14 protein-coding genes are annotated in these 14,318 nt (G+C 43.1%); 11 read left to right on the forward strand and 3 right to left on the reverse strand.

Annotated elements, in window-relative coordinates:
• Positions 1–10 precede the first annotated feature (10 nt).
• Together ATB78_RS17695 and ATB78_RS17700 are read left to right on the forward strand one after the other, a co-directional pair.
• On the forward strand, positions 11–1,375 hold the full coding sequence (locus tag ATB78_RS17695) for a GGDEF domain-containing protein (RefSeq protein ID WP_061009562.1): 1,365 nt from the start codon (positions 11–13) through the stop codon (positions 1,373–1,375).
• Positions 1,376–1,583: 208 nt separating this feature from the next.
• Complete coding sequence (locus tag ATB78_RS17700; protein WP_061009584.1) at positions 1,584–2,471, forward strand: LysR family transcriptional regulator; 888 nt, start codon at positions 1,584–1,586, stop codon at positions 2,469–2,471.
• Between the two features lie 19 nt (positions 2,472–2,490).
• Here ATB78_RS17700 and ATB78_RS17705 read toward each other — a convergent pair whose 3' ends face one another.
• A complete protein-coding gene (locus tag ATB78_RS17705; RefSeq protein WP_061009565.1) occupies positions 2,491–3,099 on the reverse strand; it encodes a response regulator transcription factor in 609 nt (202 codons plus the stop codon).
• A gap of 366 nt (positions 3,100–3,465) precedes the next feature.
• Here ATB78_RS17705 and ATB78_RS17710 point away from each other — a divergent pair, with 366 nt between their 5' ends.
• The 3 genes from ATB78_RS17710 (at position 3,466) to ATB78_RS17720 (ending at position 7,450) form a co-directional block, all read left to right on the forward strand.
• On the forward strand, positions 3,466–5,385 hold the full coding sequence (locus tag ATB78_RS17710; RefSeq protein WP_061009567.1) for a methyl-accepting chemotaxis protein: 1,920 nt from the start codon (positions 3,466–3,468) through the stop codon (positions 5,383–5,385).
• A gap of 100 nt (positions 5,386–5,485) precedes the next feature.
• Positions 5,486–6,208 (forward strand): nitroreductase family protein, encoded by a 723-nt coding sequence (locus ATB78_RS17715; RefSeq protein ID WP_061009568.1) that lies wholly within the window; start codon positions 5,486–5,488, stop codon positions 6,206–6,208.
• 261 nt (positions 6,209–6,469) lie between these two features.
• The gene (locus tag ATB78_RS17720) at positions 6,470–7,450 is read left to right on the forward strand and encodes a chemotaxis protein (RefSeq protein WP_054823213.1); all 981 of its coding nucleotides are present in this window, start codon (positions 6,470–6,472) and stop codon (positions 7,448–7,450) included.
• 44 nt (positions 7,451–7,494) lie between these two features.
• Here ATB78_RS17720 and ATB78_RS17725 read toward each other — a convergent pair whose 3' ends face one another.
• Complete coding sequence (locus ATB78_RS17725) at positions 7,495–8,043, reverse strand: prepilin-type N-terminal cleavage/methylation domain-containing protein (RefSeq protein ID WP_038893380.1); 549 nt, start codon at positions 8,041–8,043, stop codon at positions 7,495–7,497.
• 353 nt (positions 8,044–8,396) lie between these two features.
• Between ATB78_RS17725 and ATB78_RS17730 the strand changes: the two genes are divergently transcribed.
• From ATB78_RS17730 to ATB78_RS17750, 5 genes are all read left to right on the forward strand, one after another.
• Positions 8,397–9,119: a sulfite exporter TauE/SafE family protein gene (locus tag ATB78_RS17730; RefSeq protein WP_005441319.1), complete on the forward strand. Its 723-nt coding sequence runs from the start codon at positions 8,397–8,399 to the stop codon at positions 9,117–9,119.
• An 82-nt stretch (positions 9,120–9,201) separates the two neighbouring features.
• On the forward strand, positions 9,202–10,107 hold the full coding sequence (rarD, locus tag ATB78_RS17735; RefSeq protein WP_061009570.1) for an EamA family transporter RarD: 906 nt from the start codon (positions 9,202–9,204) through the stop codon (positions 10,105–10,107).
• A 105-nt stretch (positions 10,108–10,212) separates the two neighbouring features.
• Positions 10,213–10,599, forward strand: coding sequence for an MAPEG family protein (locus ATB78_RS17740; protein ID WP_009705272.1), 387 nt, complete (start codon positions 10,213–10,215; stop codon positions 10,597–10,599).
• On the forward strand, positions 10,593–11,126 hold the full coding sequence (locus ATB78_RS17745) for a hypothetical protein (RefSeq protein ID WP_045414830.1): 534 nt from the start codon (positions 10,593–10,595) through the stop codon (positions 11,124–11,126). The genes ATB78_RS17740 and ATB78_RS17745 overlap by 7 nt, the downstream gene beginning before the upstream one ends.
• A 364-nt stretch (positions 11,127–11,490) precedes the next feature.
• Complete coding sequence (locus ATB78_RS17750; RefSeq protein ID WP_061009571.1) at positions 11,491–12,030, forward strand: phosphatase PAP2 family protein; 540 nt, start codon at positions 11,491–11,493, stop codon at positions 12,028–12,030.
• 75 nt (positions 12,031–12,105) lie between these two features.
• Here ATB78_RS17750 and ATB78_RS17755 read toward each other — a convergent pair whose 3' ends face one another.
• A complete protein-coding gene (locus ATB78_RS17755; RefSeq protein ID WP_061009573.1) occupies positions 12,106–13,470 on the reverse strand; it encodes an endonuclease/exonuclease/phosphatase family protein in 1,365 nt (454 codons plus the stop codon).
• A gap of 368 nt (positions 13,471–13,838) precedes the next feature.
• Here ATB78_RS17755 and ATB78_RS17765 point away from each other — a divergent pair, with 368 nt between their 5' ends.
• A complete protein-coding gene (locus tag ATB78_RS17765; RefSeq protein WP_005441333.1) occupies positions 13,839–14,153 on the forward strand; it encodes a multidrug efflux SMR transporter in 315 nt (104 codons plus the stop codon).
• The last annotated feature ends 165 nt before the right edge of the window (positions 14,154–14,318 follow it).

A 14,318-nucleotide genomic window follows, 5' to 3' on the forward strand; every position in this document is an offset into this window, starting at 1 on the left:
GAGGTTCAGGATGAAGCTAAAAAACTTATACCTGTCGTTGTTCGTGTCTTCACTTCTGTTTATGACATCGATAACGCTGATAGGGGCGCTAGTGATCTCCTATGAAGTAAAGCAGTTCGGCTTGTATACGGAAAGCGTGACCAAGATGAAGCAGAAAGTGATCATGCTTGGTTTACTGACAGAAGAAAAGCTTGATGCGTACGCGAATAAAAGCGCGCAAGACGTTATTGATAGCACGGAATACAACTTTCCAGACTCCGTATATCCATTAGGCGAAGATAAAGAGTTAGATTTTGTAGAGGCCATCGCACGTAAAGCGATGCATGAAGCTGAGCGGTTTATTTCAAGTATCTATGACCGTGAAGGTATTCTGCTTTATTTCCGTTCTTACACGGGGAATAAGCTGATTTTCGACCACCCTGTGGAGGGTTTGGATCGTAAAGAACGTGTCGAATTCAATGAAGAGTGGTGTAAAAAGAACTACTCCTGTTTGTTGTCGGCTTGGAATGATCAGTTAACGGACCGAATTCTAATATCTAACCCGTTCAAAACGCCTTATTCGGGAGCGATGGCATTCACCATCATGAGTCCTGTGTATCTGAACGGGAAATTGGTTGGTGAATTCGGAGAGCAAGTGTATCTGAATTCACTGTATCAGGAAGGGAAGGCGATTGATGTCAACATCAATAATGGTTACAAGCATATATTGCTGTTCTTTCCTGGTTATCCTTGGCCACACTTTGCGTATAGTCAAACTTACATGGCAGACAACAATAACTTAATTGTTTACGACTACCCATTGAGTAAAGTCGTTATTGATTATTCGTTTTTATTTTTGATTTACTTCACAGTCGCCTTTGCCTACTTTTCGAAGGTACAAGAAACAAGAGAGAAACGAGTCGAATTGGCCAATGCCATCTCAAACGCAACCAAAGATGAGCTGACGGGACTCTTCAATCGGAAAGTATTTCGAGAAGAGCTATTTAAGCGCAAGTTAAGAACCGCACCATATTCTGTTATTGCCATTGATGGTGACAGAATCAAACGAATTAACGACAAGTTTGGGCATCACGTGGGTGATGAGGTTATCGTGATTATCGCAGAGGCAATGCGCAAAGTATTCAGAACCACAGACTACTTGGTTAGAACCGGGGGAGATGAATTTGTGGCTATCTTACCGGGTTGCAGCGCTAGCAAAGCATCTATGTTAGAGAAGAAGTTACAAGATGTAGTTAAGGACAACCCATTAAAGAAAATGGAGGTAGATATCAGAGTAAGTACTGGATTAGCGGTAAGTAGCGAGCATGAATCTTTGCAAGATGTCATCATGCGTGCAGATGAAGATCTATACGAATGTAAGCGAAAGCGATGCTAAAGTGAGACAGTGTCTTACATCTGCAAATTGCAATAAATGACTTAAATGTCAGTAAGTGGCGATATAAGAGTTTGATAAACTTGACCAAAACGTGACTTTGGTCTTCTATAGTAAAGCAGCCTATGCAAAGGCTGCTTTCTTTGTATTTGGCTGAAGGTAATTATAAAAAACACAATTTTAATCTTTGATTCTATTTGGTAACCGCGCTGTGAATAAAGATCTAGACCTAAATTTGCTCAAAATACTGGTGCTGCTAGAGCGACATCGCCAACTTAAGCCTGTTGCGAAAGCACTAGGGAAAAGCGAAGCATCAATCAGTAAATACCTGACTCGTTTACGAACACAACTGGAAGATGAGCTTTTCATTCGGCACGCTCATCACTTTGAACCCACCGACTACTTAAAACGAAAACTGCCAGAAATCACAAGTGCGCTCGATCAGCTTGAGTCTTGTTTGGTACGACGTGAATTTGATCCTTTGTCTTACGATAAAAGCATTACTATCTGTTTGCCACAATCTGCACAGCAATCGTTTGGTCACTTGCTTTTAGGTGACCTGATGGATTTGTTTCCCAATGCTTACGTGAATGTTGCAAGCAGTACAGACAACACCATCGCCGATATTCTGGAAGATAAAGTCGATATGCAATTGCATTACTTTAATGAAGAATATCCTAAAACGATCCATCAACAGTTTATTGGCTACGCGCCTGCTGTTGTTGTGGTTCCAGAAGAGCTGGGTATTCACGATATAGAGAAAGCGTGTGAGCTTAAATTTATCCTACTGGAATTAGCGGGTTGGAAGGATAGGGAGCAAGTGACGAAGCGAGCGCTTGAGCAGAGCGGATTAAATATTGACCGAGTCGCGACTATCGGAAACATCACCAGCTTATTAAAGGTAATCAGAAAAAGGGCTGCAGCGACAATTTTGCTTGAGTATCAAAAACCGATAGATGGTTTTAATTTTATTCCAGTACCGGAAACCTTCTACCCAGAGGGGCGTCCGAAAGTTGTGGTGCAGATGAAACAAACTCATCGCTACAACTCGATGCACCAGTTATTAACTGATGCCATCGCGAGATACGTAATTACCTAAACTGAGTGTCTGAACAAAACTAACAGCAAAGACTGCCACATTCTTCTTGAGGAAGAGTATTAAGAAGCTCTACGACAGACTCGGCATGATATTTCTTCAAGATGCGAGTTTTGTAGGTGCTGATGGTTTTAGCACTCAGTGACAGTTGTTCAGAGATCTTCTTATTTGAGTAACCTTGTGCAAGGTAGTGAAATACCATCGCTTCTCGGTTAGATAAAGTGACGTTACCCGATGATTGGTTATGCGTCGCTTTAAACATCGAATATCCACGCGTTACGCTCACGATCGCATCCATAATGGTGGCTTTCGCTTCATTCTTATTTAAAAATCCGTGTGCACCCATTTCAAATGCGGCTTTTGACAAGCTCGAGTAATCGCGAGAAGAAATAAACAAGATTTTGCCTTGGTAGCCTGTCGCTAATATGTTCTTAGCCAAGCGCATGCCGTCTCGATCACCTAGTACGACGTCTAAAATAACCAAATCTACAGGTTGGTTACGAATAATTTCCATAACTTCAGCGCTGTCTGTTGATTCTACGGCATTAACAGATTGGAAAGCGGTTTGAACAAGAGAAGCGAGCGCTTCGCTATATAGCGGTTGGTCGTCGATAATAAGAACATTATTCATTTTTGTACCTCACCTGATATTTCAATTTACTTGCCGCTTCCTTTCAGCACTCAATAAAAGAGGTAAGATTGTAGGAAAAATCCGTGAGGGATGGGTGAAAATGACAATTTCATTATTTGAAAAGGCGTGTCTCGTTTATGAGATTGCTTCGCGCAAAAAATAATAGAATCAAGTAGATAGATTGTGAGCGAATCACAGTGTTGCATTGACGTATCAATCTTTGTTTCTCGTCGGAAAAAACTGACATTCTGAAATAAGTTCAATGATAACAATAGGATAGGTAATTTTGCTTTGGTTGATCAGTTTGCGCCTGAATCCATGGGTTTTTAGTATTTCATTCTTGCTGTTTTCATGGAGTTAGGCGGAATGCTAAACAAGGTTAAAAAAATAAAACATAAGTTTTACCTGATTTTAAGTGCCGTTATTTTGGTGCTATTTGCAATCACCGTGGTGGGTATTGTTACCACCAAACACATCAACAATAATTTTATTCATTTTCAAACCATCAATAACACTGCTTTTGAAGCAACCGAGATCGAAACGAACCTTTTAACCGCTCGAACCAATGCACTGACATATCGGACGAATCGCGATCCTCAATTTTTTTCTCGATCTATGGATGCGTTAAAATTAGCCCTTACCGAAGCACAAAAACAGGCTGAAAATGCCTTCGATCCAGAGCGTAAAACTCGATTTGAAAAGGTGACTTCTGAATTGGTTCGCTACATGGAAAATCTAAATGACGTTTCTCGCTTAATGAAAGAGCGAGATCTAAAGGTTGCCGAACTTGTTTCTTTTCAAAAGCAAGTGGAATCAAAATTAGAAAAACGTCTTTCTAAAGCGACAGATGTAACGCAATATCGTGCAGAGCTTGCTGATGCCACCTTGGTGTTTAAAGCGTTAACACAAGAAGCGACAGAATACCTATTGACCAATAATGAGAGTGACTATCAGCAGTTTGAATCAAAGCTCGACGAGTGGAAGTTGTATTTGACGAAACTTGGTTATGTTAATCAAGAGCAGTTAAATGCACTAACGGACAGCTTTGCGAGTTCCTTGTCTCAGGTGGCTGTGTTAATTCGAGAAAGAAATGCTCGATGGGACGTGTTAAAGGAGATTGGTTTTGATATTTCAGAACAAATCAACGGTATTAAAACAGACGCTGTCAATGACCAGAACTTACTAAAAGAAGAGATACAACAGACCACTGAAGAAGCCACGATTAACGTAGCATTAGCGCTGTTCATCGGACTTCCGGCTTTGTCTTTGCTGTGCGTGTTTATATCTCGCGATATTACCAACAATGTCTTGTTCGCAAAGCAAGTAGCAGAGAAGTTGAGTCGCGGTGAAATCTCGGCAGAGCAACAACAAGTGAAGGGGAGTGATGAGGTGGCAGAAATGCTTGATGCCTTACATCACATGGAAGAGCAGTTGTATAAAACCGTTTCTGAAGTTATTTCATGCAGTGATCTTCTTGCTTCCGCTTCGGAAGAATTATCAGCTGTAAACTCTGAGATATTAAGCAATGCGCAATCGCAACAAATGGAAACCGACCAAGTCGCGACGGCGGTTAACGAGATGACGGTTGCGATCGCTGAAGTTGCACAAAATGCGAATGGCGCGTCTCGTGAGGCCGAAGTGGCGTCGGAGGTGTCTGAGCAGGGGCAAGTTGTCATGCAAAGTGCGACTGAGCAAGTCGGCGGGCTAGCAACTCAAATGGGCACAATGAGCCAGAAAGTCGCGACATTATCCAATGGTACAGCCGAAGTCGCAGACATCACTCAAGTCATCCAAACCATTGCAGAGCAGACCAACTTGCTTGCATTAAACGCAGCGATTGAGGCTGCAAGGGCTGGTGACCAAGGACGTGGATTTGCAGTCGTTGCGGATGAAGTGCGTCAGTTGGCTCAAGAAACCCAAAAAGCAGTAGAAAAAATTGGTGATCGAATTCATACGTTGCAGCAGAACACGACTCAAGTGGTGGATTCTATCGATGCAGGACAGCGAATGCTTGAGGAGACGGTTCATCAATCTGCATCTGCGAACGATGCCTTTATTAGTATCTCTACCAATATTGAACAAACGAACGCTCTGAACACACAAATTGCAGCGGCAACAGAAGAGCAGAGTGCGACAGCGGAAATGATCAACCAAAGTGTCGTATCGGTAAGAGACCAAGTCGATCAGACGGTTAATATGATTCAAGATAGTAATCAGGCCGCCGACGAATTGGCAAGAATGTCGATTAACCTTTCAGACCAAATACGTTTTTTCAAACTTCAATAATAAGACGGCCAGACACGATTTTGTGTCTGGCTTCGTATTTGCGCTTGCAGGTGAGGTGTGAATCAGTAAGATCGCGTTTTTCCCATCTTTTGAGTCCGTTATGAACCAAACTTCTTTTGAATCTATTGTTCAATCTCGCCGTTCAGTCAGAAAATACGACGGGAGCGCTGAGTTTAACCATGATGATGTTGCCAAGGCCCTAGAGCTAACCACATTAAGTCCTAACAGCAGCAACATGCAGATGTGGGAATTTCATCGTGTGATATCAGAAGATAAAAAAACAGCGCTTGCTGAGCTTTGTATGGGACAAAACGCCGCTAAGACAGCCAACGAATTGGTGGTGTTTGTTGCCACGACTCATAACTGGAAAGAGCGCGCAAAGCGCAACGCAGAGACTGTGCGCCAAGCTTTTGAAGGCCGTGACGACGCTGCGGCCAAGCGCGCTCTAAAGTACTACGAAAAACTCATCCCAATGGTTTATAACAACGATGCATTTGGTGTTCGTGGAGTCGTTCGTAAGCTCTACAGCTGGTGGTTGGGGCGTAATAAACCTATGGTGCGTGAGGTGAGTAAAGCGGATGTTCGCGTATGCTTGCACAAAAGTGTTTCTCTTGCAGCCATGACCTTTATGTATGCCATGAGAGAGAAGGGCTACGACACTTGCCCGATGGAAGGATTTGATTCGAAACGTGTGAAAGCTTTGCTTGGCTTGCGTAACAGTGACCAAATCACCATGGTGATTAGCTGTGGTGTTCGAACGGAAGAAGGCGTATACGGTGAGCGTCACCGAGTTTCGAATGAGTCGGTTGTTAAAACACACTAATAAATCGCTAAACTTTTTCTATTTGCTGCCGCTATCTAAACAGACGTCTTTTCTATATCGAGCTCATGACTGAGTTTTGTTCAAAAATGAGACGAAATTTCATCATTTGATATAGAAGTGTGCGGTCAGCATCCTTTTGATTATTTACAAATTCTGTCTCAAAGACTACAAAAGGATTCTTGGATTTTTACGCCTGTGAAGTGATTCTCTGTGGCATTGCATCAAGCCTTTTCTTGATGCGTATTTTGGATAATTGGGTTTATGAGTAACGTAACCAGTACTATTCTGACTGAAAGTGGCACCAATGAGCTTGAAATCATTGAGTTCCATTTAGAAAAACAATTGCCAGATGGCAGCACAAAAACATGTTATTACGGTATTAACGTCGCTAAAGTGCGTGAAGTGATTCGCGTGCCGGAGACTACTGATTATCCGAATGCACAACCTCATATGATCGGCGTATTCTCGTCGCGTGAAGTGTTAACGCCATTGGTTGACCTTGCTGGTTGGCTTGGTGTTCCTACGCGTCGTGATCTTGAGCGTAAGTTTGTTATTGTTACTGACTTCAACAAGATGACGAATGGCTTCTTGATCGACAGTATTTCGCGTATCCACCGTATTTCTTGGAACGACGTTGAATCTCCAAGCCAATTCTTAGAAGCGGGTGAGCAAGACTGTGTTGTTGCGGTAGTTCGTAAAGATGGCAATCTGATCATGATCTTAGACTTCGAGAAGATCATTGCAGACATCAATCCAGAACTGAGTATGGAAAAGTACGATGTGACGGGCGATAAGTCGGTTGATCTAAACCAACGCATGGTAGGTAAGCGTAACGCAAAAACCATCATGGTTGTGGACGACTCTGCGTTTATTCGTTCATTGATTCAAGATACATTGGCTTCTGCGGGGTATAACGTGATCACCTGTAAAGATGGTGGCGAAGCGTATGAAAAACTGATGAGCTTGATCGACGTAGCGAAAGAAGAAAACTTGCCAGTTCGTGAGTTGCTTGATGCCGTTGTTACCGACGTAGAAATGCCTCGTATGGACGGTATGCACTTAGTGAAACGACTACGTGATACTGAAGCCTACAGCCAAACACCAATCGTGATGTTCTCCTCTTTGATGAGTGAAGACAACCGTGCGAAAGCGTTATCTCTTGGTGCGAATGACACCATCACGAAGCCAGAGATTGGCCGTATGGTGAACATGATGGATAAGCACGTGTTTAGCTTCGCGTAACTTTCTACAGATAATAAAAAGGCTGCCGATTGGCAGCCTTTTTATTATGGGCAAGGAAGAACTTCGAGCTTGTAGTTATCTGACTTGTTTCTTGGTGGACCATATAAAACCCCACACTCTGTCAGGCTTCCCTTAGGATCATCTTTCGCAATGATGACAATTTCTCTGCGATTATCGTCTTTAGGATGACGCAAGATTTCCCAGTCCGAATTTGAGCTCTCTAGACTCTGAATAAGAAGAGGCAAACTATCGTTGTCTGCATCTGGATAGCCATAGAGGAACACACAGTTGTTGCTCCCACCTACGTTACATCCGTCGAATGGTAAGTCCTGTTTTGGAATTGTATAGCTATCCGAAACCTTATAAGAGTTGTAATTCGATACATAAGGTAAATGTTCTAGACCGGCAGTCGCCATTTTCCCATATCCAATTCCTAGACCTGAAGCGATTGCACCTTTCATACCTTCTAAACGAGCTTCGCGAGCATCGTCTTGAATGTTTAAAAAGCGTGGCGCGGCAGTGACAGCAAGGATGCCGAGAATTACGATAACAACAACAAGCTCAATTAAAGTAAAACCTGATTTTCTTTTCATAAACCATCTTTAAGTTAGGTTGATACGATAGTCTAATATTTATGTATTTTATGGTGCTATAGACTACTAAAGTTCATCTTTGGTGAATTTTATTGGTGTATTCACTCTAAATGGAGTGTGATTATAGTTCCATATTTTTGTTCTTGATAGCATTCGTTTTATAAATGTTATGACAGGGCCCCACTGATTTTGTAAGTCGCAAAATGTGAGACTTAAGAACTCAGATATTGAAACATTTTGATTGTGTTTTTAATGGCTTTGGTGAATCCTACGCGGGGTGAGAGTGAGGTATTGATAGGTGGTGTGTATTCAATCAGCTCTCTAATAATTAATTAAAATATAAGATCATATCGATGGATTTCGATTCAACTAATTTGCTTGCAATGGGGCTGATTTTCCTTGGCTCTTATGTTCAAACCGCCATTGGTTTTGGCCTCGCTATTGTGGCTGCGCCATTGCTGATTCTTTGGGCACCTGAATATGTACCTGCACCAATCTGCTTGGTTGCTCTGTTTATTTCATTAATGAACGCAATGAAGCACCGCAGCAGTGTTGAAATTGGTGGCCTAAAAATGGCTTTGATTGGTCGTGTACCAGGTTCGCTAGCGGGTGGGGCGTTGCTATTCTTTGTTTCCACTGAAGCACTCACACTTTGGATCGGTTTTCTCGTACTGTTTGCCGTAGCAGTAAGCGTACTCCCATTCCGTATTGAACCAACTCCCGGACGCATGACGTTCGCAGGTTTCTTTTCTGGTCTGTTTGGTACCAGTTCTGCGATTGGTGGTCCACCTATGGCTTTATTGTTACAACATCAAGAGGCGAATCAGTTACGTGGTAACTTGTCTGCATTCTTCGTATTTAGCTCTATTATCTCATTGATAGTCCAGATACCCGTTGGCTTCTTTAATCTTCATCATTTGGTGATCACGTTGCCATTGCTGCCGGCTGCTGCATTTGGTTATTGGTTAGCAATCAAAACGACACAGTCATTGCCGAAAGAAAAGATTCGCTTTGGCGCACTTACGCTGTGTTTTGTTAGTGGAATTACCGCCGTGGTTCAAGGCCTAGCACTGTAAAGTTGAGTCATCGTTTCAAATTCGCTTTACAAAAGCACTTTGCTCTATAGAATCGCGTCACTTTTTATTTGTCGAGTTAGTTATGAACAGTAATCGTTACGGCAACTTTATGGCTGCATTGTCCTTCGTCATTTGGGGACTGTTGCCTATTTACTATCGCTTTTTGCCAAACGCATCGATGGATGAACTGCTTGCGCTGCGTATTATTGGTTCAGTGCCTGTAGGCTTTGTTCTCGTTCTGGCGATTACGCGTCATATGCCAAAATGGTCTGCGATCTGGCAGGATAAAAAATCGCTTTGGTATACGTTTGTTGCCAGTAGCTTAATGTGTATTTCTTGGGTGGCATTCACTTGGGCGTTAACGAACAACCGCGTCATTGATGCGAGCTTGGGCTTCTTTATTGGCCCATTAATCTCCGTTGCACTCGGCGTATTTGTGTTGGGCGATAAGCTTTCAAAAGGGCAGTTCATTGCGATTCTTCTGGCGACCATCGGCGTGTTATATCAAGTTATCCAGTACGGTCAATTACCACTGGTCGCTCTGACAATGGGGATATTCTTCTCTCTTTATGGTTTGTTTAAGAAGAAGATTAACTTTGATTGGAGCACGACGCTGTTTATTGAAGCGGTCGTGCTGACGCCAATCGCACTCACTTACTTAATCGTAAAACAAGTGACAGTGGGCGAGTTGGCCTCAACCGTGGATATGACCACCTTTATGCTCTACTTGGGTAGTGCGCCTGTGACACTTTTGCCGCTGATTTTCTATTCGATTGCGATTCGCATCACCAATTTATCGACGGTGGGGTTGATGCAGTACATTGAGCCAAGCTTGCAGTTTGTACTGGCTGTTGTGTTCTTTGGTGAGATGTTCGACAGCGTTAAAGCGGTGACTTTTGCCTTTATTTGGGTGGGTCTTCTGTTCACGATCTTCGAGGGCATTGCTAAGCTATCAAAAAGAAAAAAGCTTGCTGACCACTCAATTTAGCCAATTCCTTCTTTAGATTCATAGGGCTAGCTTATATTTAATATATAGTTAGCCCTTAGTTTTCGTTATTCGAATGCTATCGCAATATCTAAAGAAGGAAGATTTATGATCACCGCTCTCTACGCATCCATTCTCGCTTTACTGCTCATCTGGCTCGCTTTTCAAGTCATCAAACAACGTCGAAGCAACAAAATCGCCTACGCTGACGGCGGCGTTGAAGCGCTTCAAATCGCCCGAAGTGCCCAAAGCAACGCAAGTGAATACATTCCTATTACTCTGATTCTAATGGCTCTCGTCGAATACAACGGTGCATCGGTTTGGCTGATTCATCTTGCTGGTGTTGCGTTTGTCATTGGGCGCATTATTCATGCGCGCGGAATATTAGGTGAAGACTTAAAAGGGCGCGTGACCGGGATGAAGTTCACCTTCTTTACTATGATTGGTTTAGTGGTGCTGAACTTAATCTACTTACCTTACGGTAATTTATGGTAAAAAACGCGACTTACTTACCGCCAGCGTGGCTACTGGTTCTTATCGGATTGGTGCTAAATATCGCGGCGATCGTACTGACGAGCGTGGTGCTCGATAAACTAGGAAAAGAAACCAGTTTGTTGGCCGAGCAAAAGGCCGACAACTTGTACTCCATTCAATTGGCGTGGAACAGTGTAGAAACGCTTGAGAGAAAGCGAGAAGTGTTGCTACTGCATCTCCATTTGTCCCAAAGCGAAGCGGTGTCTGAAGAGATGAATCAAGTCCTACAAGGACACCTTTCTGCATGGACAGGGGAGAAGGTTAGCGCCATTGAGATCACTCAACTGCCCAACCTTATGTCTGAAATCAATCAAGCTCAAACTAACTATCGAAACCGCATCGACAGTTACTACCTAGAAAACCTTGAGGTAACTGAAGTTATGTCGAGTTTGGAAGAAAAGATCGCATGGTACAAAAGCATTGGACTGTTTTTGCAGGTTTTTGGCTTAGCTTTGATTTTAGCACGAGACCTTGCTCGTAAGCCTTAATGGCCGTGTAACTTGTTTGCCATTTGCAAAAGATTGTTTGCAATATGCATATGATTTTATCTCGTAAGAGCGACTATTCATTCAAATTTACTGCAAGTGGTTAAATAACAATCGGTTTGACTGCATCAGAAAGTTGGCATGCCTAATGCTTTAGTTATATCGACCCTTTAAGCCGAGGGTCACCTAGCCAACTGACGTTGTTAGTGAACCCAATTGTTCACACGTATATACAGCCAATCACATCTCTTGTGGTTGGCTTTTTTTTCACAATCAATTCACGTTTTAATTGTTACAGTTTCCAGTCGAACAATGGCGATGGCTGTGGTAGTTTTCGCGCGCATATAAATTCTAATTGGTTGTATTAATGAAGAAAGTTGTACGTTTAGTTGGTGTTGTCTCTATTTGTGGCGCTCAATCGGCAAACGCGATGAGTGAAAAAGATTGGGACGTGCTTACCGATATCGGTGCTTATGGTTTGGTTGCAACGGCTGCAGCAGTACCCGCATATAAAGGGGACTGGGAAGGTTTTTGGCAAGCCGGTTTCAGTATTGGCGCTGCGTCAGGAATTGGTTTGATTGGTAAAACGACCATCGATGCGGAGCGCCCAGACAAAAGTGGTAATGACAGTTTCCCTTCTAACCATACGGCTAACGCTTTTGCTTCGGCGACAAACCTCTATTTACGCTATGGTTGGGAAGCGGGCTTACCTGCTTATGGGGTCGCGACTTTAGTTGGTGTTGGTCGAGTTGAGGCGAAGAAACACTATTGGCGCGATGTACTTGCTGGCGCCGCTTTAGGAACCTTGACCGCATACGTGTTCACTGACGCTTATGATGAAAATGTTCAGCTCGTTCCTTGGGTGACGAGCGAAGATATGGGCGTATCACTTACATACCGCTGGTAGTTTGAACGTTGAAAAACAAAAAGCCTCGGCATAAACCGAGGCTTTGTTGTATCTGAATGTTAGCGTGTTCGCGTTTTAGAACTGAGCTTTAATCCAAATCATACGGTGGTCAGAAGAAACATCTTTACCATTACCGTATTTACCAATGCGGTCATCGTTAAACAGTTTACGACCTTCTTCGTATGATGCAGCCCAGTAAACGCCAGAATCAACCACATTTAGGTTTGCTGAAGGCATTGCATAGTCAACACCCAGACCGAACGTCGAAGTGATGCGGTTAGGGATTGGGTGAGTAGAACTGCTATCTACTGCGTGTTCCGCAGCACCGAAGCTAGTTGGGTAAAGCTCTCCGTTCATCACTTTTTGGTTTACTAGTGGATCATGATGGAATGCTTGCATGATGTCACTAAAGCCGTCGCCATCTAATGGATCAAGGTTTTGGTCACCCATCATGACGAATTTTGCACCTTCTGTCAGGCCACCTTTGTTGCCAGCGTCATCGTAGAAGTACTCTTTGCCTTGTACATAGTGATGCCAGAACTCAACTTCAGCTCCGTTTTGAACTTTGTTCTTGCCTGGATCGAATACTGGTGGAGTAGGGTGAGACATCAATAGGTGAACAACTTCGTCACCTTTCTCGGTAGGAATGATAATTGGTGCATCTACGTGGTTTTTAGATGACAGGCGAACGACGTCCCACTCTTCAGCAGTGTACCAATCGTCACCACACTTCATGCCATCTGGAATGGTTTGTGAACCGTCACAGATTGTGATTTTAGGGATTTCTGCGCCTTCCATGTCTTTCCATTTGAACTCTTGGAAAGTACGAGTGTTTTCTGTGTCGATCTCGTATTTAGACATCAACGCGAAAGCGTATTGGCCGTGGTAGAAGCCAAAGCCCCAAGCATCGCCAGGAAGCTGGCCAGCTGTGCCGTTGTTATCTAGGTCAAGACCACTGTTTAGGCCTGTGTTTGTTGAGTAAGACTCGGCGTAAGGGTACTCGATTGGTTCTAAGTTTGCTTCACCACCTGCACCGTTAAGGCTTTGCGCAACAGATAGGTAGTTATTTTGGAAACCTTCCAAAGCAACCATATCCTCACCAGTACCGTCGTTGTTGTATTCCGCCATCATAAGAACGTCAGGACGGTTCTTCTGAATGATTGCAGCAACGTTACGGATCTGAATGACTTTCTCAGCCATTGTTTTGTCTTCATCCGCGATAGTGCCATCAAGGTAAGCGGTGACAAGCTCAGTTTGTTTTGCTGGCTCTACCTGCATTTCAGCGACAAGGTCTTCAAAAGTACTGCGATCAAAAGAGAGGTTATAAGTGGCGATCTTTACTTCTTTAGGTTGAACATCTACGTATTCAGTGTCGTCATTACAGCCAGTTAAAAGCGCTGCACCAACAAGGAGAGCAAGAGGAGTTTTGATGTATTTCATGGGTATGTCATACCTTATAATTGGATTCGCACAAATACTAAAGTTATCAGTAGCTTTTGTAAGCGATCTGGGTCACACAAACGATTGCGTAGTTACACGTTTGCTTAACTTTTGTGTGATTAATGCAATAAACGCATCATTTTCAACAGCAGAAGGTTATATTCAAACTGTTAAATAATGATGTCTATTTTATTTAATGTGATTGGATTTATATTTTATATTAATCGGTTTGGATAGATTTTGTTCGCTACTCATCTGAGTTTTAGTAGTGGGAAATTTTTCTTTATACTAGGCGTCTAACAGAAGTGAGGACGACCTCACCGCTCTTTTCTCTCTCGGGGACGACCCCAATCGTTAGGAATCTCTCAATGGCTTGGGCAATTCTTTTTCTTGCTGGTCTATGCGAAGTCGCATGGGCGGTCGGGCTCAAATACACCGAAGGTTTTAGTAAGCTTGCACCATCTGCATTCACTATTGGATTTATGGGGTTGAGCTTTTGGTTACTGGGTATCGCACTAAGAACGTTACCGCTAGGCGTTGCTTATGGCGTTTGGGTGGGTATTGGTGCGATAGGTACCGCAATTGCCAGTATCTATTTATTTAATGAACCGGCCACACTAATCAAGCTAATCAGTTTACTGCTTATTGTTGCGGGTATCGCGGGTTTGAAGTTCGCAGCTTAGCGTTACAAATACAGCCAAAAGAAAAGCCAGAGTGATGCTCTAATGCCGTTCACTTAAGGTGAGCGGCATTGTTTTTTCTAGGGTATCGGCTAGGTTTTTTCTTCACTACTCTAGGGAAGGATCTTTCCCGTCTTGGCTCTAATATTAAACTCTCGCTTATTGAGT

It is taken from the genome of Vibrio sp. CUB2 (assembly GCF_001557945.1).
Classification (GTDB): domain Bacteria; phylum Pseudomonadota; class Gammaproteobacteria; order Enterobacterales; family Vibrionaceae; genus Vibrio; species Vibrio owensii.